The 20,997-nt window shown below is 77.9% G+C and carries 8 protein-coding genes and 1 pseudogene; 7 read left to right on the top strand and 2 right to left on the bottom strand.

The annotated features are described in order from the left end of the window. The first annotated feature begins 9 nt into the window (after nt 1-9). Nucleotides 10-627, top strand: coding sequence for an adventurous gliding motility protein CglE (gene cglE, locus ANAEK_RS17090; RefSeq protein ID WP_012527385.1), 618 nt, complete (start codon nt 10-12; stop codon nt 625-627). A gap of 52 nt (nt 628-679) precedes the next feature. On the opposite strand, the gene ANAEK_RS17085 is transcribed toward cglE, so the two are convergent. Further along, nucleotides 680-2,353 carry a CotH kinase family protein gene (locus ANAEK_RS17085; protein ID WP_012527384.1) on the bottom strand — a complete coding sequence of 558 codons (1,674 nt, stop codon included), beginning with the start codon at nt 2,351-2,353 and terminating at the stop codon, nt 680-682. Between the two features lie 163 nt (nt 2,354-2,516). Continuing rightward, the gene (locus ANAEK_RS17080; RefSeq protein ID WP_012527383.1) at nt 2,517-3,860 is read right to left on the bottom strand and encodes a metallophosphoesterase; all 1,344 of its coding nucleotides are present in this window, start codon (nt 3,858-3,860) and stop codon (nt 2,517-2,519) included. Between the two features lie 285 nt (nt 3,861-4,145). Between ANAEK_RS17080 and ANAEK_RS17075 the strand changes: the two genes are divergently transcribed. The 6 genes and pseudogenes from ANAEK_RS17075 (at nt 4,146) to ANAEK_RS17055 (ending at nt 20,945) form a co-directional block, all read left to right on the top strand. Then, complete coding sequence (locus ANAEK_RS17075) at nt 4,146-5,375, top strand: hypothetical protein (RefSeq protein ID WP_012527382.1); 1,230 nt, start codon at nt 4,146-4,148, stop codon at nt 5,373-5,375. 1 nt (nt 5,376) lies between these two features. After that, on the top strand, nt 5,377-6,048 hold the full coding sequence (locus ANAEK_RS17070) for a VTC domain-containing protein (RefSeq protein WP_012527381.1): 672 nt from the start codon (nt 5,377-5,379) through the stop codon (nt 6,046-6,048). Nucleotides 6,049-6,052: 4 nt separating this feature from the next. Then, nucleotides 6,053-7,756, top strand: coding sequence for a dTMP kinase (locus tag ANAEK_RS17065; RefSeq protein WP_012527380.1), 1,704 nt, complete (start codon nt 6,053-6,055; stop codon nt 7,754-7,756). Beyond that, nucleotides 7,744-8,265 (top strand): DUF4956 domain-containing protein, encoded by a 522-nt coding sequence (locus ANAEK_RS17060; protein WP_012527379.1) that lies wholly within the window; start codon nt 7,744-7,746, stop codon nt 8,263-8,265. The genes ANAEK_RS17065 and ANAEK_RS17060 overlap by 13 nt, the downstream gene beginning before the upstream one ends. A gap of 877 nt (nt 8,266-9,142) precedes the next feature. After that, nucleotides 9,143-11,431, top strand: a pseudogene (locus tag ANAEK_RS23695) (hypothetical protein); the annotation flags it as partial. Nucleotides 11,432-12,698: 1,267 nt separating this feature from the next. After that, the gene (locus ANAEK_RS17055; protein ID WP_232288256.1) at nt 12,699-20,945 is read left to right on the top strand and encodes a tetratricopeptide repeat protein; all 8,247 of its coding nucleotides are present in this window, start codon (nt 12,699-12,701) and stop codon (nt 20,943-20,945) included. Nucleotides 20,946-20,997: the final 52 nt, after the last annotated feature.

The following is a 20,997-nucleotide window of genomic DNA, read 5'->3' as shown; positions in this document are numbered from 1 at the left end:
GACATCTCCGTGAAGAACATCCTCGCCATCCTGGCGCTCAGCGCGCCGCTCCTCGCCGGCGCCCAGGAGTCGGCGCCCCGGCTGCAGGAGGACCCGCGCGCCGCGCGCTTCCGCGACGTCGAGCGCGGCCTCTTCGTCGGCATGGAGGCCGGCTACATGGGCTTCACCGACACGCCCACCGAGGACCCGGCGAAGTATCCCTACGCCGGCAAGGGGGGCGGATCCGCCGGCGGCCTGATGGTCGGGCTCACGCTCGGCATGGACTTCGGCAACCGGCTCTCCATGGCCGTGTACGGGCAGGGCGGCAACCAGAAGGGCAGCTCGAGCTACGGCGCGTTCAGCCTGTTCGCCGGCGGCCTCGACCTGCGCGTGGCGCTGCTCGGCTGGACCGACCGCAACGACTGGGAGCGCTTCTACCTCTACGTGCACGGCCGCGGCGGCTACGCGAAGAGCTGGCCCGAGGGCCTGTTCAGCACGAACGACGTGGTGGTGCAGGGCGGCCCCGGCATCGAGTACTTCACGCGCCTGCGCCACTTCTCGGTGGGCCTGGCCGCGGACTACGTCTACGCGACGAAGGCGAAGGCGAGCGGGTACGCGGTCTACCCGACGGTCCGCTACACGTTCTGATCCAGGCGGCGGGCGCGCGGTCCTCGCCGCGCGCCCGCCCCGGCTCCCCCGCTCATCGCCAGGCCCACGTCTCCGCGCCGTCCGGCGTGCGCGCGTAGGTCCGCCCGCCGGGCGGCCCGTAGTAGACGGCGTCCACCGGCAGCTGGCTGGCGACGTCGAAGATCCCGACCTCGCCGCCCTCGGCCGCCACCGGGAACGGGAGCCGCAGCGTCCCGTGCGGCGGCACCACCGTGCCGGCGGGCAGCAGCGTCGCGAGCCGCTGGCGCAGGTCGCCGGTCAGGGCCAGGCCGCCCAGGTCGCGCGGCGCGTCCTCGCGGTTGTAGAGCTCGATCGCGTCCGGCGCGATCGCGTTCACGACCAGGCCTCCCTCGCCGCGGTGGCGCTCGAGCGCGATCTGCTCGCGCAGGAACCCGGTCCGGCGACGGACGTAGTCCTTCAGCACCTGCACCGAGGCGTCCGCGTGCGCCGGATCCACCCAGGGATCGGCCGGGAGCAGCCCGGCGATGAGCGCGCGCAGCCCGTCGATGCGCGGCGACGTCTCGGCCTCGGCGAACGGGCCGTCGAGCATCGCCTCCACCTCGTCGAGGATCCTGTTCCGCAGCGCCGGCCGGTCCCAGATGCGCTGGAACAGCACCACGAACGGCGGGTGCGCGCCGCCGTAGCGCGCCTCCTTGCCGGCCGCGACGCCGAGGGTGCCCGCGTCGTACAGCGTGTAGAACGGGATCGCGTAGCGGAACGGCACGCCCCACTCCACCGGGTTGTCGCGCCAGAACACCAGCTTCGCGTTGTTGAGATCCCACGGCACCCACAGCCACTTGTCGCGCGTGCGGTCGTGGACGAGGTAGCTGCCGGAGTCGTCGATGCCGGACAGGCTGATGAGGATGCCCACCGCGTAGAAGCGGAAGAAGCGCGGCAGGTCGACGTGCTGCTCCAGCCACGCCTCGATCTCTCCCTCGGGCGTGCGGTTCAGGCCGATCAGGAACGCGTCGAGGTCGTCGGAGGGCTCGCTCTCGTTCGTCTTCTTCTCCCACGGGCCCTGGTAGTGGGCGGGCGGGGTGAGCTTCAGCTCGCAGTCGCGCAGCCCGCAGCGGTAGACGTTGGCGTTCGAGTCGATGCCGTTCTCCAGGAGGAAGTGCTTCTCGTCCGGCTCCTCGAGCTCGACGTACACGCCCTGGTGCTCGCCGTTCACGTCGAGCGTCACGAACTGCGCGCGCGGCGTGGGGACGCCGGCGCCCTTCATGAGCCCGTAGGAGAACGGGTCCGACAGGTACCCGCCGTCGGGCCACTCCGCGAGCAGGTTGCGCGTGCGCTCGCCGTCGAGCGGCGCGTCCTTCGGGCGGCGCACCTTCCAGCTGTGCTTGGGGTGCTCGCGCGAGCCGTCGCCGCGCTGGCGCAGCTCCACGTCCCACCAGGCGCCGTGGTAGTGGAACCGGCCCGGCGCGTACTCCTTGCTCCACATCGTGTAGACGATGGCCGCCGTCGCGTCGTCGAACGCGAGCGCGTACGGCTCGACGCTGGTCTGCAGCGGAGGCCAGGCGGGCGCGGCGAGCGGGGCATCGGGGTTCACCGCCCCGGCGCCGCCGCCGCCACCGCCTCCGCCCGGCTGGCCGCCCGGTCCACCACCGCCCGGCTGGCCGCCCAGCGAGGCGTCGGGGAGGGGCGCGCCGTTGCAGGCGAGCAGGAGGAACGGAAGCAGGAGAACGGCGGCCGCCGAGGTGCGTCGCATGAGCACATGCAGCGCAGCGGTCGGCGCGCGGGGAAGCGGGCACGCGGGGGCTTCCCCTTCTACGGGGCGGCGCCCCGCCCGGCGGGGCGGAGCTGCGGGGGGGCCCGTGCACGCGTTCGCGGGCTCGCGCGAGCTCCCCGCGAGCGCGGCCGCGCGACGCTCGCTAGCGCTGCCGCCGCCGCCGCAGCGCCGCGGCCATGACGACCGCCAGCGGGGCGAGCAGCGCCCAGCCCGAGCCCGCGCCGGCCTGGCAGCCGACCGCCACGGCGCCGTTCGCGGGCGGCGCCTCCGGGGTGCCACCCGCGCCGCCGCCGTCCCCGCCACCGGGCGGCTGGGCAGGCAGCGGCGGGACGTCCTTCACGATGGTGAAGGTGTCGTGGATGACGCCGTCGCCGCGGATCGAGTCCACCTTCAGCGTGCCGCCCTCGAGCGTCAGCCGGAGGTGCTGGTCGATCTTCTCGCGGTACGCGGTCCAGGGCTCGGCCGGGAGGGCGAAGTCGTACAGCCAGCCGCCCGCGCCGCCGCTCGTCACGTACACCGGCGCGGCGGGGTGGTCGTAGTCCTTCTGCACCGGCTGGCCCTGCCGCGTCGGCCAGCTCCGCTCGTACAGGTGGTTGTGGCCCTGCAGCACCAGGTCCACCCCGGCGCCCTCCAGCACCCCGAGCAGCGCCGCCGGGATCTGCGGGTACACGCCGTACTTCCCGGTCGCGACCACGGGCCGGTGGATGAGGACGATCTTCCACGGGGCGCGGCTGGCGGCGAGGTCGGCGGTGAGCCAGCCGACCATGGTCTTCGCGTCGCAGCCGGCGGTGGCCGCGTCCATCGGGACGATGCAGTTCGAGTCCAGCGCGGCCACGTGCACGTCGCCCCAGTCGAACGCGTAGTAGCGCTCGCCCTGGGGTCCCTCGGGCAGCTCGAACGCGTCGAGGTACGGCTGCGCCCAGGCCTGCCGGTACTCGTGGTCCCCGAGCGCGGGCCACATCGTCACGTCCGCGAGGAGCGCCGCCATCGGGCGGAACAGCTTGGTGAGGAAGTCGGCGGTGGTGGCGTCCGGATAGGCGTTGTCGCCGACCGTCAGGATCGCCTGCGCGCCCTCCTCGCGGATGCGCGCGATGTGGTTCATCTCGGCGGGATCGCCGGTGCCGTAGTCGCCGACGACCGCGAGGATGGCGGCGCGGCCCTCGGCCGTGTCGGGCCGGCCCGGCGTGTGGAGCGTGCCGCCCGGCCGCTCGACGCCGTCCACGGTGAGCCGGTACGGCACCGCGCTCGCCGCCGGCAGCCCCTCGAGGCGGAGCAGGTGATGGGTGCCGTCGCTCGCGGCGCGCGCCGTCCCGCCGCCCGGGAGGTCCGCGACCGCCTGCACCGTCGCGGCGGCGTCGGTGTCCACCACCACCAGCGCGGAGGACGGGCCGGTCTGCTGCAGGAAGGGGCCGCGCGTCACGCTCGCGGCGAAGGCCGCCGAGGGCAGCGCGGCGAGCGCGAGGAGCAGGCGGGGGAACGAGCGCATGTGGCATCTCCGTGCGCCCGAGGGCGCGGGCCGCAGGACGGCGCTTGAGGGGATCAGCCCGTCTGAACACGCGCGGGGCGCCGCACCATTCCGTCGGGGTGCGCGCCGCGGCGATCCGGTGCCGATCGCGTGGCGGTGCGCGGGCGCGGGTGGGAACCGCGCTTCCACGATCGGCGCCGCGCGGCCGCCCTGGGGGCGGGGGAGCGTGGGCGCGGATGTACGGGCATCGCCGTTGCACCGCGGCCGGCCGTGCTCGCATACCGACCCACGCGCCGTGCGCTTCCGTTGCTGCTGCTGCTCTCCAGTCCGTGTGCCGCGCTCGCGGCGGAGGGGAGCGCCGCACCGGCGGCGCGGGGCGAGCGCGAGGTGGCGGTCGCCACGCCGGCCGCCGTGCCGGGCACCGACCGGCCCCTCGCCGGCCAGGCGGATGTGCCGGCGGCCCCGGCGACGTCCGGGGCGGCGAGCGCCCGCGAGGCCACCTACTCGCCGCCCGACGCGCCGGCCGGCACGGCGCGCGTCGAGGTGGTGCGCGCCGCCCCGCTGCCCGCGGCGCCGGCGCCTGCGCCGAGGTCCGCGCCGCCGGCGCCGGTCGCGCCGCCCCCGAGCCCGGTGGCGGAGCCGATCCGCGCCCGCCGCGAGGGGCTCCAGATCGAGGTGGGCGGGCAGGTGTTCGTCGGCGGCGCGGCGGACGCGCGCGACGGGTGGAAGCGCGACGTGGCGCTCGACCGGGCCCGCATCGAGGTGCGCGGGAGCATGCCGGGCCTGCTCACCGTCATCGAGGCGGACGTCGCCGACACGAAGCCGCTGAAGGACGCGTTCGTGCGCCTCGACGGCCCCTCCTCGACGCGGCTCACCGCCGGCCGGTTCAAGCCGCCGTTCCTCGAGCGGGAGACGGCCTCCGCGTGGAAGCTCCCGCGCATCGGGCGCGGCGTGGTGAACGACTACCTGGTGGACCGGAACGAGCTGGGCGGCCGGCGCGTCGGCGCGGTCGGCGCGCTGCGCCCGTGGGACGGCGCGGTGGAGCTGTCCGCGGGCGTGTTCCAGGGCACGCCCAACGGCGACGAGAAGCCGCCGCAGGACTACGTGGCGCGGGCCGCGGTCCGGCTCGCCGGGGCGCTCGAGCTCGGCGCCTCCGGCTACCGCGCCGGCCGCTCCACCCCGGACGTGCCCCGGCGCGAGGCGGCCTCCGCCTTCGCGGCGCTCGACGCGGGGCCGCTGGCGGTGAGCCTGGAGGGGCTCACGGGGCACATCCAGCAGGGGACGTTCACCGCCGGTCTCGGCCTGGTCGAGTACACGATCCCCCTCGGGAAGCGGCTCCGCGTCACGCCGATGGCCGGCCTGGAGGCGCTGCGACTCCGCGCGCCCGCGCAGGGCACCGGATCGTCCGCCGTGGCCGGGGCGGTGCTCGGCTTCGGGGAAGGGCTCAAGCTGAAGGTGCAGGGGGAGCGGGCGCGCCGCCCGGGGGAGACGGCGCCGGCCAACGCGATCGCCGTCCAGCTCGCGACGAGGTTCTAGCGTGGTGCCCTACGCGGAGGGACCGGTGACGCTCCTGCGGCGCGAGCACAAGGTGCTGCTCGCGCCGGGGGAGGCCCGGGACATCGCGGCGCGGCTCGGCGCCGGGGGAGCGGTCACCACCCGCGTGGCGACCGTCTACTTCGACGCGCCCGGCGCGCCGCTGGCGCTCCGGGCGCTCGCGTCGCCCGGCGACTGCGTCAAGGTGCGGGCGAAGGCCTACCTCCCGGATCGCTCCGGCCGGCCCGGGCACGTGGTGCTGGAGCTGAAGCACGAGCGGGGAGGGCTCACCACCAAGGATCGCACCTGGATGCCGCGCTCCGCGCTGGCGCGCGCGCTCGCGTGCCTGCCGTTGCCGGGGCCGCTCGCGCCGCTCGTCGCGACGTCGTACCGGCGCCGCGTGTGGCAGCCGTGCGAGGGGTGGCGCGTCACCCTCGACGACGGGCTGCGGTTCCACCCCGCCGGCTGGCCGCTGCTCGAGCCGGGCGCGCCGCCGTGGCCGGACGGGCTGCCGCCCCCGCTCGGCGCCGAGCCGCGCGCGGTGCTGGAGCTGAAGCTCGGGGCGGACGCGCCGCCGCGCTGGCTCGTCGCGCTCGTCACCGCGCGGGCCCAGCCGTACAGCAAGCTCGCCGAGGCGTTCTCGCGCGCCGCGCCGGCGCGCACGCGCAGGGCCTGACCCCATGCTCGTCTCCTTCGAAGGCATCGACGGCAGCGGCAAGACCGCGCTCTCCAACCTGGTCTGCGAGCGCCTCCGCGGCGCGGGGCGCGAGGTCGTCCACGCGCGCGAGCGCGGGGTCCTCGCCACCGCCGCGGCGCGCCGGGTGCGCGAGCTGACGCGCGACCCGCGCCTGCTCGAGCTCTCGCCGCGCGCCGAGCTGTTCCTGAACCTGGCCCGCGAGGCGCAGCAGCTCGAGGAGGTGGTGCGGCCGGCGCTGGCGCGCGGGGCGCTCTGCGTCGCCGATCGGAGCCTCCACTCGATCCTCGCCCTGGCCGTCGCCGGCCGCGGCCTCCCGCGCGCCGAGGTCGAGGCGGCGGTGCGCGCCGCCTCGGGCGGCACCTGGCCGGACCTCGCCGTCCTGGTGGACGTGGATCCCGACCTGGCGCGGCTGCGCAAGCGCGTCGGGAAGATCCTGGAGGGCCGCGCCGACGAGCCGGGCTCGAGGAAGGGCCTCGCCGGGCACGGCCTCCAGGTCCGGATCCGCGAGCACCTCGCCGCCGAGGCCGCCGGCGCGCCGGAGGCCTGGCTCCGGGTCGCGAACGAGGGGAGGTCGCTCGAGGCGCTCGCCGACCTGGTCGCGGAGGCGATCGCCGCGCGCGTGGACGGCCGCGCCCCGCGCCGGCCCCGCGCCGCGCCGCCCGTCGCGCGCCCCCGGGCGCACGCGGCCGCGCAGGCGGGGACCGGCGAGCTGGCGGAGCGGTTCGAGGCGGCGCTCGACGCGCTCGCCGCGCGCGAGCCCGCGCTCGCGGCCCACCTGCTGGCGGGCATCCCCGGCCGCGCCGCCCACGCGCGGCGGGTGGCGCTCGCCGCCCGGTGCCCGGCCGTGGTGGCGCGCGCGCTCGAGGGCCTGTCCGACCCGGAGTCGCACGCGCTGCGGTGGGCGCTGGCCGGGCGCGTCCCGGCCGACGTGGCGGCCGGCCTGGGCGCCGACGCGTCGTCGGAGGCGATGCGCCTGCGGGCCGCGCTCCTGGCGCGCGCGCCCGGGCCTGCGGTGGCCGGCCTGGTCGCGGCGGATGGACCGGAGGCCTGGGCGCTCCGCGCCGAGGCGCTGGAGCGTGGGGGGCTGGAGGGCGTGCTGCGCGGGCTGGCCGGGCTCGGCTCGGAGCGCGCCTGGGCGCTCCGCGCGGAGGGCGTCGGGCAGGGGCTGTGGGACGCGGTGGGGCGCGGCCTGGCCGGCGTGGACGGCGCGCGCGCCGACGCGATGCGCGCCGCGCTCGCCGCCCACGATGGCCTCGCCGCGCTGCGCGGCACGGTCGGGGTGGAGAGCGGCCCCGCCCGCGCGCTCCGCGAGCGGCTGTTCCCGCTCGCGCCGAAGCGCGTGCTCCGCACGCTGGCGGGCAACGCGGCGCCGTGGACCTGGCCGCTGCGCGAGCGCGCGCTCGCCGCGACCAAGGAGGCGCTCGACGCGGTGGACGGGATGGATCACCCGCGCGCCTGGGCGCTGCGGGCCGAGGGCGTCGCGCGCTGGCCCGCCACCGCGGTGTCGTCGCTCCGGCACCTCGCCGCGACCGCGCGCGGCCGGGAGATCGTCGCGGCCGCGCTGCGGGCCGCGCCGGCGAGCCTGCCGGTGCTGCGGAACGCGCACGCGGCGCTCGCGCTGGCGGCGCACGCGGCGGGCCCGGCCCCGCTCCCGCCGGCGGCGGTGGAGGCGTCATGCACCCCTTGACCCCGATCAGCGGGATCGACCTGCACACGCTGCCGCTCGGCACGGTGCTCCCGCGCATCGGCGCGGCGCTGGCGGTGGGCGTGGCGCTCGGGGTCCGGCCCTGGCGGCTGCTCCTGGGCCGGCGCCTGCCGAAGACCGAGATGGCGCAGGCGCAGATCCTGCTCTGCGCCGCCGCGGCGATCATCACCATGGTGATCGGCGACAGCGTGGCGAAGGCGTTCGGCCTGGTGGGGCTGGGCAGCTTCGTCCGGTTCCGCTCCGGGCTGAAGGACCCGCGCGACGCGGCGGTGCTGTTCCTCACCATCGGCCTGGGGATGGCGTGCGGGCACGGGACGCTCGGCCTCGCGCTCACCGCCGGCCTCGCGGCGTCGGCGGTGCTGGCGGTCCTCGACCTGCTCCCCGCCGGCGAGGCCGCGGAGGCGGACGCGCCGGGCGCCGCGCACGGCGCGCCCGCGCCGGCCGGCGAGGTCGCGCCGCGCCTCGCCGATGCGTCGCGGAAGTCGCAGTGAGGCGATCGCGGGCTGGTATCGGGCGCTATCCGCGCCGCGCGCGCGCCGCGCGGCGTCTCGCGCCGGTCGCCCGCGATCACCGCTCGTGCACGGTCGGGCGAGCGGCGGCGGAGCGCGCGATCTGCGCGGGAAACGCACCGCGGCGCCCCCAGACACGTCCCGCGGAGGGACGGTCAATGCGACCCCGTACCCTGGGTCGTCCGGGTTCCTGCCACCCCGCCCGCGACCGGGGGCGATGTAGTCAAATGCCCGTAAGGGCAAGGGAATCCGGCCGGGACAACGTTGACCCTCCTGCGAACAGCGCCCTATACTTCCGCGTCGTCAGGCGCTTTTTTCCCGCCACTCACTCCCCCGCGAAGCCACCTTGAGCGCACCCTCCCTGGACGAGCAGATCCGATCCCACGTCGAGTCGCTCGAGGCGGCCCCCGGCGACGACGAGGCGTTTCACGCGCTCGTGGGACTTTACGAGCGCGGCGCGCGCTGGGAGGAGCTGATCGCGCTCTACGAGGGGCGCGCGCGTCACGTGGCCGGACCGGGCCCGCTGCTCGCCGAGGCTGCCACCCTCGCGCACCGGAAGCTGCGCAACGTGGCCCGCGCGGAGGACCTGTACCGGCAGCTGCTCCAGCTCGAGCCGGCGCACCCCGTGGCGCTTCGCGCGCTGGTGGAGCTCCTCGAGGAGCGCGGCGACTGGGCGGGGGTGGCCGCCGCGCTGGAGCGCGAGGCGACCGCCACGGCCGACCCGGCCGCCGCCGCGGCGGTGACGCTCCGGCTGGGCAAGGTCCAGGAGGAGCGGCTCGGACGGCGGGATCGCGCCGCGCTGCTCTACGCGCGCGCGCACCGGCTCGATCCCTCGCTGGAGGAGGCGCGCGCCCGCGCCATGGAGTGCTTCGGCGCGCTCCGCCGCTTCGCGCAGGCGAAGCGGCTGCTCGACGGCGCGCGCGACGCCGGCGCCGATCCGCGCGCGCTCGCCGCCGAGTACGCGCGGCTGGGCGCCGCGCTGGTGGACGAGCCGCTCGACCACGCGCTCGCGACCGACGCGCTCATCGACGCGCTCGCGCTCGATCGCGCCGCGCCCGGCGCGGCGGCCGCGCGGGAGCGGCTGCGCGGCTTCCCGCGCGCCTGGCGCGAGGAGGCCGGCCGGCTCGAGGCGGAGGCGACGCGCGCGTCCGACCGGCGCACCGCCGCGGCGCTCCAGCTCCGGCTCGCGCAGATCCACGCCGCCTACGATCCCGAGGGCGCCGGCCGCGCGGTGGAGCGGATCGAGCGGGCCTGGGCGCTCGCGCCGGGCGCGCCGGCCGCGCTGGAGCTGCTGGAGCGGGTGCTGGCCGAGCGCGGCGATCACCGCGGCCACGCCGACGCGCTGGCGCGCCTCGCGACGCAGACCCGCGACCGCGCCGCGCAGGTCGCCCTGCACCTGGAGATGGCGCGGGTGGACCTGGTGCGCTTCGGCGACGCCGAGTCCGCGCTGGCGGCGCTGCGCCGCGCGCTGGAGCTCGATCCCGCCTGCGAGCCCGCCGCGCTGCAGGCGTTCGAGCACGAGACCGACGCGGGCCGCTTCGCGGAGGCGCTGGACGTGCTGGAGCGCCACCTCGCCGCCGCGCCGGCGAAGCCCGCCCACGCGCCGCTGCGCGTGCGCGCCGCCGCCATCGCACGCGAGAAGCTCGGCGACGCGGGCCGCGCCCGGCGCCACCTCGAGGCGGCGCTGCGCGCCGACCCCGGCCACGCCGCCGCCGCCGCCGCGCTGGCGCCGCTCCTCGCCGAGGCCGGCGAGTGGCAGCCGCTCGCGCGCGTGCTGGAGCTGTCGGCCCGCCGCGAGCGCTCCCCCGGCGAGCGGGTGCGCCTGCTCGAGCGGCTCGCGGAGATCCAGCAGGAGCGCCTGGGGCGTCCGCGCGACGCGCTGCGCACGCTGGCGGGCGCGCTCGCGCTCGACCCGGCCCGGCCGGCCACCCGCAAGGCCATGGAGGGCGCCGCCGCCCGCGCCGACGCGTTCGCGGAGCTGGCGCGCGCCTACCGCACCGCCGCGGCGGCCGCGAACGGCGACCTGAAGGCGCGCAAGACGCTGCTGCGCCGGGTGGCCGAGATCCTGGACCGCGACCTGGGCCAGCCGGAGGAGGCCGTCCGGGCCTGGCGCGCGCTGGTCGAGGTGGACCCGGAGGATCGCGGCGCGCGCGCGGCGCTGGAGTCGTGCCTGGCGCGGGCGGGCCAGCAGCAGGAGCTGGCCCGCGAGCTCGAGGCCCGGCGCGAGCACGCGGCCGGCGACGAGCGGCGCGCGCTCGGCGCGAAGCTGGCGCGGCTCTGGGCCGAGGCCGGCGAGCCGGACCGCGCCGGGGCCGCCTGGCGCGCGGTGCTCGCCGAGGGCCCGGAGGACGACGAGGCGCTGTGGGGCCTGCACGCGGCGCTCGAGGCGCAGGGCGGCGCGGCCGCGGCCGAGGAGCGGATCGCGATCCTGGCGCGGCTCGCGGCGCGCGCGCGGGGCCCCGCCGAGCGCGCCGTGATCGAGCTGGCCCGCGCCGAGGCGCTGGCCGAGCCGCTCGGGCGCCACGCCGACGCCGCCGGGGTGGCGCTGGCCGTGGTCGAGGCCGGCGGGCTCTCCCCGCCGCAGCGCGCGGAGGCGGTGGCGCTCCTGGAGCGGCTGCTGGCGCGCGGCGCGGAGCCGCTGCGCGTGGCGCAGGCGCTGGCGCGCGCGCACGCCGCCGCGGGCGACGCTTCCCGGCAGGCCGCCATGCTGGAGCGGGTGGCGAAGGAGCTGCCCGCCTCCGCCGATCCGCGCGAGCGCGCCCGCCACCTGCTCGACGCCTCCGCGGTCCGGGCCGAGCGCCTGGGCGACCGCCGCGGCGCGCTCTCCGCCGCGGCCGCGGCGCTGCGGGCCTGCCCCGACCACGCCGAGGCCCGCGCCCGCTGCGAGGCGCTGGCCCGCGAGGTCGGCGCGCACCGCGAGCTGTTCGCGCTGCTGGTCGAGGCGGCGGGCCGGCTCTCCGGGCGGCCCGAGGAGGAGGCGGCGCTCCGGATCCGCGCCGCCGCCACCGCCGAGGAGGACCTGGGCGCGTTCGACGACGCGGCCGCGCAGCTCCGGCGCGCGCTGGAGCTGCGGCCCGGCGACCCGGCGGTGCTGGCCGGGCTCACCCGCGCCGCGCTCGCGTCCGAGCGCTGGGCCGACGCCGACCGCCTGCTGGCGCAGCGCGCCGCCGCGGCGACCGGGGCCGAGCAGGTGGCGCTGCTCGCGCAGCGCGCCGAGGTGCTGCAGGAGCGGCTCGGCGACCCCGCCGCCGCCGCCGAGGCGTGCCGCGCCGCCCTGGCCCGCTGCGCCCCGGAGCAGCGCGCGCGCCTGCTGGCGCGGCTCGCCGGCGCGCTCGGGGCCGCCGGCGACGAGGCCGGGCGGGCCGAGGCGCTCGGCGACCTGTCGGCGGCCTCCCCGGAGCCGGCCGAGGCCACCCGGGCCGCGCTGGAGAGCGCGCGCATCCGCGCCGGGATGGGCGACGCGCGCGCCGCGGTGGAGCGGCTGACCGCCGCGCTGCGGGCCTCGCCCGACGACGCGGCCGCGCTCGCGGCGCTGGAGGAGCAGCTCGGGGCGGAGGATCCGGGCGCGGCGCTGATGGCGGCGCGCGCGCTGGCCGGCCAGCCGGACCCGCGCCGGCGGCTGCGGGCGCTGGAGGCCGAGGCCCGGGCGCACCCGGAGCCCGGCGGCCGCGCCGCCGCGCACCGCGCCGCCGCGCGCGTCGCGGAGCAGGAGCTGGGGCAGGCGTCGCTCGCGTTCGCCGCGCTGGCCGCGGCCGCGCGCGAGCTGCCCGGCGACGCCGAGCTGCGGGCCGAGCTGCGGCGCGTGGCCGGCGAGGCCCAGGAGTGGGAGGCCTGCGCGCGCGTGCACGACGCGCTGGTCGAGGCGGTGCCGGCCTCGGGGCGGCTCGCCGTCCTGCGCGAGCGCGCCGAGCTCGCCGAGCGCCGGCTGGACCGGGACCGCGCCGCCGCGGCCTGGGCCGAGGTCGCCGAGGCGGCGCCGGGCGATCGCGACGCGCTGGCCGCGCTGCGCCGCCTGCACCGCGCGCGCGAGCGCTGGGGCGAGCTCGCCGACGTCTGCGCCGCGCTGGCGGCCGCGCCGGAGGCCGCGCCGGCAGCGCGCGAGGACGCGCTGCGCGAGGAGGCGGCGGTCGCGGAGGCGCGCCTCGCCGATCCGGCGCGCGCGGCCGCGGCGTGGGGCGAGGTGGCGGCGCTCGCGCCGGACGACGCGGAGGCGGCGGCGGCGCTGGAGCGGCTGTACCAGCGCCTCGACCGGCCCGAGGCGCTCGCCGCCCCTGCTGGAGCGCCGCCTGGCCCGCGCGTTCGACGCGGACGCCGCCGCCCGGCTCGCCGAGCTGCGGCGCTTCCGGCTGGGCGATCCGGCCGGCGCGCTGGCCCTCCACGCCGAGCTGCTGCGCCGGGATCCCTCGCGCGCGGACGTGCGCGACGCGCTCGCCGAGCTGGCCGCGGTCCCGGGGGCGGTGGGGCGCGAGGCGCTCGACGCCGCCGACGCGTCGCTGCGCGAGGGCGGCGAGCACGCCCGGCGGGTGGCGGCGCGGGAGGCGCGGCTCGCGGCGGTGGAGGACCGCGGCGAGCGCGCCCGGCTGCACGCGGAGCTGCGCGCCATCCTGGAGCGCGACATGGGCGAGCCCGGCCTGGCCTGGGTGGCGGCCTGCCGCGCCTTCGCGGAGGGCGGGCCGTCCCGCGCCGGCGCCGAGGAGGACCTGGCGCGGCTCGCGCGCGAGACCGGCTCGGAGGACGAGCTGCCCGACGTCTACGAGCAGGCGGCGGCCGCGGCGGGGCCGGAGGAGCGGCTCGCCCTGCTCCGCCAGGCGGCCCGGCTGCGCGAGGCGCGCGCCGGCGGCCAGGGGGCCGTGGACGCGTGGAACGCGGTGCTGGCGCTCGCGCCGGACGACGCCGAGGCGCTCGAGGCCCTGGCGGCGCTGCACGAGGCGGCGCGCTCGGCGCGGGAGATCCTCGAGGTCGCGCGCCGCCGCGCCGCGCTGGCGGAGGGCGAGGAGCGGATCGGCCACCTGCTGCACGCGGCGGTGGTCGCGGACGAGCTGGGGGACGGGGGCGTGGCCGCCGAGGCCTACCGCGCGGCGCTCGACGAGGCCCCGGACCGGATCGAGGCGCTGGAGGGGCTCGCGCGCGTGCTGGAGCGGGCGCCGGGCGCGGAGCCCGGGCCGGCGACGGCGGAGCTGCTCCAGGTGCTGGAGGCGCTCGCCCGCGCCTGCGGGGCCGATCCCGATCGCCGGGTGGCGGCGCTGCTCCGGCGCGCGGCGCGCCTGGAGCGCGACCCGGATCCCCGCCGCGCGGTGGAGGGCTACGCCGAGGTGCTCGCCGAGCGCCCGCGCGAGCCGGAGGCGGTGGCCGGCCTGGAGCGCCTGCTGAAGCGCCCGGACGCGCGCGAGGGCGCGGCGCGGCTGCTCGAGGACGTGCTCCGGACCGCGGGCGACGCGGGCCGGCTGGCGGCGCTGCTCGAGGTCCGGCTGGAGGGCGCCGACGAGGCCGAGCGCGCGCCGCTGCTCGCCGAGATCGCCGCGCTGCACGAGCGGCTCGGGGACCGGCGCCGCGCGTTCGAGGCGCGGGTCCGCGAGCTGGCCGACGCGGCGCGGGCGGGGCGCGACGCCCCGTCGGCGCGGGCGGACCTGGAGCGGCTCGCGGCGGCGACCGGCGCGTGGGCGGAGCTGGCGGAGGCGCTGCGGGTGGCGCTCGCCGCCGGGCTGCCGGCGCGCGCGGCGCTGGAGGCGCGGCGGCGGCTGGCCGCGGTGTGCGCCGACCGGCTCGGCGATCTCGCCGAGGCGGCCCGGCAGTACGAGGAGGTGGCCGCGGCGGCGGTCTCCCCCGAGACGCTCGGCGCGCTGGCGCGCGTCTACCGCCGCATGGGCGCGCACCGCGAGCTGGCCGTCACGCTCTCGCGGCTCGCCGAGGTCGCGCCCGCGGCGGCGGCCCGCAAGGAACTCCTGCTCGAGGTGGCGAAGATCATGGCTGAGCAGCTCTCGGATCGCGAAGGCGCGGTGGACGCGTACCGGAAGATCCTCGCGGTGGACCCGGAGGACCCCCAGGCGCTCCGGCTGCTCGGGCGGCTGCTGGGCGCGGCCGAGCGCTGGGAGGAGCTGGTCCAGATCCTCGACCGGGAGGTGGCGCTCGCCGACCGGCAGCCCAACTTCGTCGCCGAGGCCGCCGAGCTGCGCTTCCGGCTCGGCCGCATCCGGCACCAGCGGCTGGCCGACGCGGAGGGCGCGCTGGTCGCCTACCGCGAGGTGCTGCACCGCGTGCCTCGCCACCCGGCCGCGCTGTCCGCGCTCGAGGAGCTGGCCCGCGGCACCGGGCCGGCCGCGCTCGAGGCGGCGCTGCTGCTCGAGCCGGTGTACGCGGCCGAGGGCGAGCACGGCAAGGTGGTGGAGACGCTGGAGGCGCGGGCGGCGAACGAGACCGAGCCCGCCCGGCGCGCCGCGCTGCTGCGGCGCGTGGCCGAGACGTACGGCGGGCCGCTGCGCAACGCCGAGATGGCGTTCCTGGCCGCGTCGCGCGCGCTCGCGGCGGATCCCGACGCGCCCGAGTCGCTCGAGCTGGCGGTCCGCCACGCGCAGGCGGCGGGGCTGGGCGACGAGCTGGCCGCGCTGCTGGAGGAGCACGCCGACCGGGCCCGCGAGCCGGTCGCGCGGGCCGAGTACCAGCGGCGCATCGCGCGGCTCGCGCACGGCGAGCCGGCCCGCGCGGCCGCGGCCTGGCAGAAGGTGCTCGACCTCGCGCCGGACGATCGCGAGGCGCTGGTCGGCCTGATCGACGCGCTGGAGGCGGGCGCGGATCCCGAGGCGCTGGCGCAGGCGCTGCGGCGCGGGCTGGCGGTGGAGGAGCTGCCCGAGGGCCGCGCCCACCTGCTGCGGCGGCTGGCGGCGGTGCAGGACGAGCGGCTCGGCGACGCGGCCGGCGCCATCCAGAGCCTGAAGCGCCTGCTGGAGCTGTCGCCGGACGATCGCGAGGCGCTCGGGCGGCTGGATCGCCTGTGCGTGAAGGCCGAGCGCTGGGTGGATCTCGGCGACGTGCTGGCGCGCGAGATCGCCGCCGCGGCCGAGGCCGGCGACGCGAACGTGCTCGGGGCGCTGCGGCAGCGACTGGCGGAGCTGAAGGAGCACCGGCTGCTCGATCGCGAGGGCGCGCTCGAGCTGTACGAGGAGGTGCTGCGCGCCCGGCCGGACCACCCCGAGGCGCTGGCGCGGCTCGAGGCCATGCTGCAGAAGGACCCCGGCAACGCGCGCGCCGCGGTGGCGCTGGAGCGGGCCTACGCCGCGGCCGGCGACCCGCTGCGCCAGGCGGCGGTGCTGGAGCAGCGCGCCGGCGAGCGCCCGGATCCGCAGGAGCGCAAGGCGCTCTACCTCGCGCTGGCCGAGCTGCGCGAGAAGGGGCTCGGCGATCCCTCGCTCGCGTTCCTGGCGCTGTGCAAGGCGTTCCGCGAGGACCCCGCCGACCCGGCGCTCCGCGCGCGCATGGAGGCGCTCGCGGCGCGGAGCGGCCACGAGGAGGAGCTGGCCGCCATCTACGAGGACGAGCTGGACCGGCTGCCGCCGTCCGACACCGCGCAGGTGGCCCTGCGCCTCGGCGCCCTGTACGAGGAGCACCTGGCCGAGCCGGCCCGCGCCGCCCAGTTCCTGCGGCGCGCCGCGGCGCTCGATCCCGCCGCCGCGCCGGCGGCGCTGCCCGCGCTGGAGCGCATCTACCAGAAGCTGGAGAGCTGGCCCGACCTCGCCGACGCGCTGTCGTCGCTCGCCTCCTCCGCGCACGGCGCCGAGCGCGTCCAGCTCCTGTTCCGGCTGGGGCAGCTCTGCGAGGAGCGGCTCGCCGCGCCGGATCGGGCCGCCGAGGCCTACGAGGCCGCGGTGGCGGCCGACCCGCGCCACGTGCCGTCGCTCCGGGCGCTCGAGGCGCTGTACGACGGCGCCGGCCGGCGCGAGGACCTGTTCCAGAACCTGGCGGCGCAGCGGGCCGCCGCGCAGGAGCCGGCCGCGCGCGAGCGCGTGCTGGCCCGCATGGCCGCGCTGGCGGCCGAGCTGGGCCGCCTCGACGAGGCGGTGGCGCTCTGGAAGGAGCTGCTCGGGATCCGCCCGCGCCACGAGGCGGGGCTGGCCGCGCTGGAGGACCTGTACGAGCGGCTGGAGCGCTGGCAGGACCTGGCGCAGCACCTCCGGCTGCGCGTGTCCGCGACCGTGGACCGGCGCGAGATCGCGCGCCTCAACGACAAGCTCGGGCACGTGCTCGGCACGCGCCTCGGCGACGCCGCGCAGGCGGTGCAGTCGTACAAGGCGGTGCTGGAGTCGGATCCGCGCAACCGGCGCGCGCTGGAGGCGCTGCGCGACATCCACGCCGCCCAGGGCGATCAGGACGCGCTGGTCTCGGTCTACCGGCGCCTGGTCCCGCTCCAGGAGGACGCGGCCGGGGTGAAGCGCGTCCGGCTCGAGCTCGCGGACGTGCTGCTGCGGGCCGGCCAGAAGCGCGAGGCGGTGGAGCAGGCCAAGCTCGCGTTCGACATCGAGCCGCACACGGCCGGCGACCTGGTCCGCATCGAGGAGATCTTCCGCCAGGGCGGCGCCGCCCAGGACGGCGTCCGCGCCGCCGAGGCCCGCGCCGCGCTGCTCGCGGCCGAGGGCGGCCCCGCCGAGGCGGTGCCGGCCTGGCTGGCGGTGGCCGAGCTGTGGCGGGCCCAGAAGCGGAACGACGCCGCCGCGGCGGCGCTCGACAAGGTGCTCGAGCTCGACCCGGCGAACCGCACCGCCTACGAGCAGCTCCGGGCGCTGCACGAGACGGCCGGCAACTGGCGCGCGCTGGCGCGGGTCTGCGACCTGTTCGCGCCGCACCTGCCCGACCCGGCGGAGAAGCTGGCGCTGCTGAAGGAGGTGGCCGGCGTCCACGAGAAGCGGCTCGGCCAGAAGGAGATGAGCTTCCTCGGCTGGTGCCGCGCGCTGGCCGAGGGGCCCGGCGACGCCGAGGCGCTCGCCGAGGCGGAGCGGCTGGCCGCCGAGACCGAGGCGTTCGACGAGCTCGCGGCGGTGCTGGAGCAGGTGGCGGAGGACGCGAAGGGCATGGTCCGGGCGCGCCTGCTGCTCCGCCTGGGCAAGGTGCGGGACGAGCGGCTGGACGCGCCCGAGGAGGCGGAGGCCGCCTACCGCAAGGCGCTGGAGGCCGACCCGGCCAGCCCCGAGGCGCTCGACGCGCTCACGCAGCTGTTCAAGCGGCGCGGGCGGGTGCGCGACCTCGTCATCACGCTGGAGCAGAAGCTCGAGGCGGCCGCGGGGCTGGAGGAGAAGAAGGCCACGCTGCTGGAGATGGCGCGCATCTACGACGGCGAGCTGCACGACGTCGAGGAGGCGGTGAGCGCGCTGCGGCGCGTGCTGGAGCTGGACGGCGCGGATCCGGCGGCGCTGGAGGCGCTGTCCGAGCTGCTGCGGCGCGAGCAGCGCTGGGCCGACCTGGCCGGCGTGCTGGCCCGGGCGCGCGACCTCTCCGCCTCGGACGAGGCGCGCATCGCCTACCAGCTCCAGATCGCGTCGCTGCACGAGAACGAGATCGGCGACGACGAGGCGGCGGTGGAGGGCTACCGGACCGTGCTCGGCCTGGACGACCGGAACGCCGACGCGCTGGCGGGGCTGGAGCGCCTGTACACCAAGCTCGACCGCTTCGCCGAGCTGAACCGCGTCTACGAGCGGCTCATCGCGCTCACCCAGGACCCGCGCGAGCAGGTGCGGGTGCTGTCGCGCAGCGCCGCGATCCACGACGAGAAGCTGCGCGACCCGCGCTCCGCCATAGAGAAGAACGAGGCGGTGCTGCGCATCGACGGCGCGAACGCGGTGGCCATCAAGAACCTCGAGCGGCTCTACCGCGACGAGGCGCTCTGGGACCGGCTCATCAGCGTGATGCAGCACCACGTCTCGCTGGTGCAGGACCGGCGCGAGCAGGTGACGCTCGAGGTGGCCATCGGCGAGATCTGGTGGAAGGAGCTGCAGCGGGTCGATCGCGCCGAGGCCATGCTGAGCCACGCGCTCCAGCTCGACCCCGACTCGCGCCAGGCGGTGAGCGCGCTCGGGCGCCTGTACGAGAACAGCGGCAACTGGAACCTCGCGCTCGACATGCTGCGCCGCGAGGCGCGGGTGGCCGGCGGCTCGCGCGACGCGGTGGACCTGCAGGTCCGCATGGGCGCGATCTTCGAGGACATGCTCATGGACGTGGCCGGGGCCAAGGAGGCCTACGGCCGCGCCCTGCAGCTCGACCCGGGCAACCTGCCGGCGCTGCGCGCGCTGAAGGGCATCGCGGAGCGCGAGCGCGACCGGGATCGGTACCTCGAGCTGCTGGTCGACGAGGCCCGCTACGCGACCGACGTCCAGGAGAAGACCGAGCGCTACACCGAGGCGGCGCGCGTCTACCAGGAGGAGCGCGACGACCGGGAGAGCGCGGCCCGCTACTACGAGGAGGCGCTGAAGCGGACCCCCGGCCACCTCGACGCGGCGCGCCCGCTCTCGGACATCTACGTGGCGCAGGCGCGCTGGGCCGACGCCGAGCGCGTGCTCGACGTGATCGTGGGCGTGCTCGACTCGGGCGGCGACGCGCGCGAGCTGTGCCGCCAGTGCTACCGCCAGGGCTACGTGGCGGAGAAGCTCGGGCGCATGGACAAGGCGCTCGCGTCCTACCGCCGGGCGTACGAGCTCGACGCGACCTACCTGCCCGCGCTGGAGGGCCTCGGCAACCTGCTCGTCCGGCGGGAGGAGTGGGACGAGGCGCTGCGCATCTTCACCGCGGTCATCATCCACCACCGCGACGGCCTCACCGACCTCGAGGTGGTCGAGACGCACTGGCAGATCGGCGAGATCGCCGCGAAGCTGGGGCAGCTCGACCGGGCCGCGAACGCGTTCCGCAAGGCGCTCGAGATCGACACGAACCACGAGCCGTCGCGCCGCAGCCTGGTGCGGGTGCTCGAGGCGGTGGGCGACTGGGAGGGCGCGGTGGACCAGCGGCAGCGGCTCCTGCCGCTGCTCGAGGGCAAGGCCAGGTTCGACGACTTCGTCGCCATCGGCGAGGCCTGCCGGGACAAGCTCCAGGATCCGTACCAGGCCATCGACGCGTTCCTGGGCGCCACCCGCATCGACCCCACCAGCCTGCCGGTCACCGAGGCGCTGCTCGGCCTGTACCGCGAGACGCGCCAGGGCCAGAAGGCGGCCGACGTGCTCGGGCAGATGGTGGCGCGGCCCGAGGTGCAGGCCGACCCGGTCCGCGCGGCCCGGCTCCACCTGGCGCGCGCCGAGGTGCTGCGCGACGAGGTCAAGGACGAGGACGCCGCGCTGGCCGAGCTGGAGCGCGCGCTCGATCGCAACCCGCGGCTCGTCCAGGCGTTCGCGGCCATCGAGGACGCCCTCACCCGCGGCAAGCGCTGGCAGGAGCTGGAGCAGGCGTACCTCCGGATGATCCAGCGGCTGCCCAAGACGCCGGACGTGGCGCAGGCGCGCCTGGCGCTGTGGAAGACGGTCGGCGAGCTGTACCGCAACGTGCTGCGGAACGACGACGGCGCGCGGCTCGCCTACCAGGTGGTGGCGAAGGCCGACCCGGACGACGCGGTGTCGCTGGAGCTGTACGCCGACCTCGCGGCGCGGAAGGCGGGCGAGGAGGCCGAGGCGGTGGCGGCGTACCGGCAGCTGCTGCGCGGCGGGAGCCGCACGCAGAAGCCGGCCGCGGCGCTGGTGAAGCTGCACGCCTCGCGGCGCGAGTACGACCAGGCCTACTCGGCGGCGCAGGTGCTCGTCCACCTGCTCGGCGCCACCGACGGCGAGGAGGTCCAGGTGGTGGCGCGGCTGCGCAAGTTCGCGCGCGAGCAGGCGAGCCGCCCGCTCGACGACGCGCTCTGGGCGCTGCTGCTCCACGAGCGGGTGAAGGGCCCGCTCGCGGACATCATGACGCTGCTGGCGGTCCACGCGCGCCCGATGTTCCTGCAGCGGGACAAGGACCTCGGGCTGAACCCGAAGAAGGACGAGCTCGACGTGCAGGGCTCGATGCTCTTCTTCGCCAACATGTTCAAGTACGTGGAGCGCACGCTCGGCTTCCGGGGCCTGCGGCTGTTCCGGAAGTCCGGCGCCGCGGCGAAGCTGGCCATCGTGCCCACCGACCCGGCGGGCCTGGTCGCCTCCGACGAGCTGTTCGAGGAGGCGCCGAAGAAGGAGCTGTGGTTCGCGATCGGCAAGGCGATGGCGTTCGCGCGGCCGGAGCTGTACCTCGCGCGGCTCATGCCGCACGACCAGCTCGACCTGGTGTTCCAGGCGGCGTGCTCGGTGGGCACCTCGCGCTTCGTGGTGACCGCCGATCCGCACCTGGTGGAGAAGCTGAAGCGCGAGCTGGAGCGCACGCTGCCCGAGGGCGTGCGCAAGAACACCCTCAAGCTCCTGGCCCGGAGCTACTGTGAGGTGCAGCACCCGGGCGACGTGCGGTCGTACCTGGACGGCGCGGAGCTGACCTCGAACCGCGCCGGCGCGCTGCTCGCCGGCGACCTCGAGGTGGTGCGGCGGGCGGCGGCGGCGGAGAAGCCCCAGGTCTCGAAGCTGCGGGAGGAGACCCGCCTGCGCGACCTGGCGACGTTCTGCGTCTCCGAGGAGTATGCGACGCTGCGGGAGAAGCTCGGCCTCTCCTGCGTCGTGCCGGCGTGAGCGGGGGCGTCCTTGACGGTGCGGAGCAGGCAAACCTAGGATCTGCGCGGGT

Source organism: Anaeromyxobacter sp. K (genome assembly GCF_000020805.1).
GTDB lineage: Bacteria > Myxococcota > Myxococcia > Myxococcales > Anaeromyxobacteraceae > Anaeromyxobacter > Anaeromyxobacter dehalogenans.
This window is presented reverse-complemented; position numbering and strand designations above follow the sequence as displayed.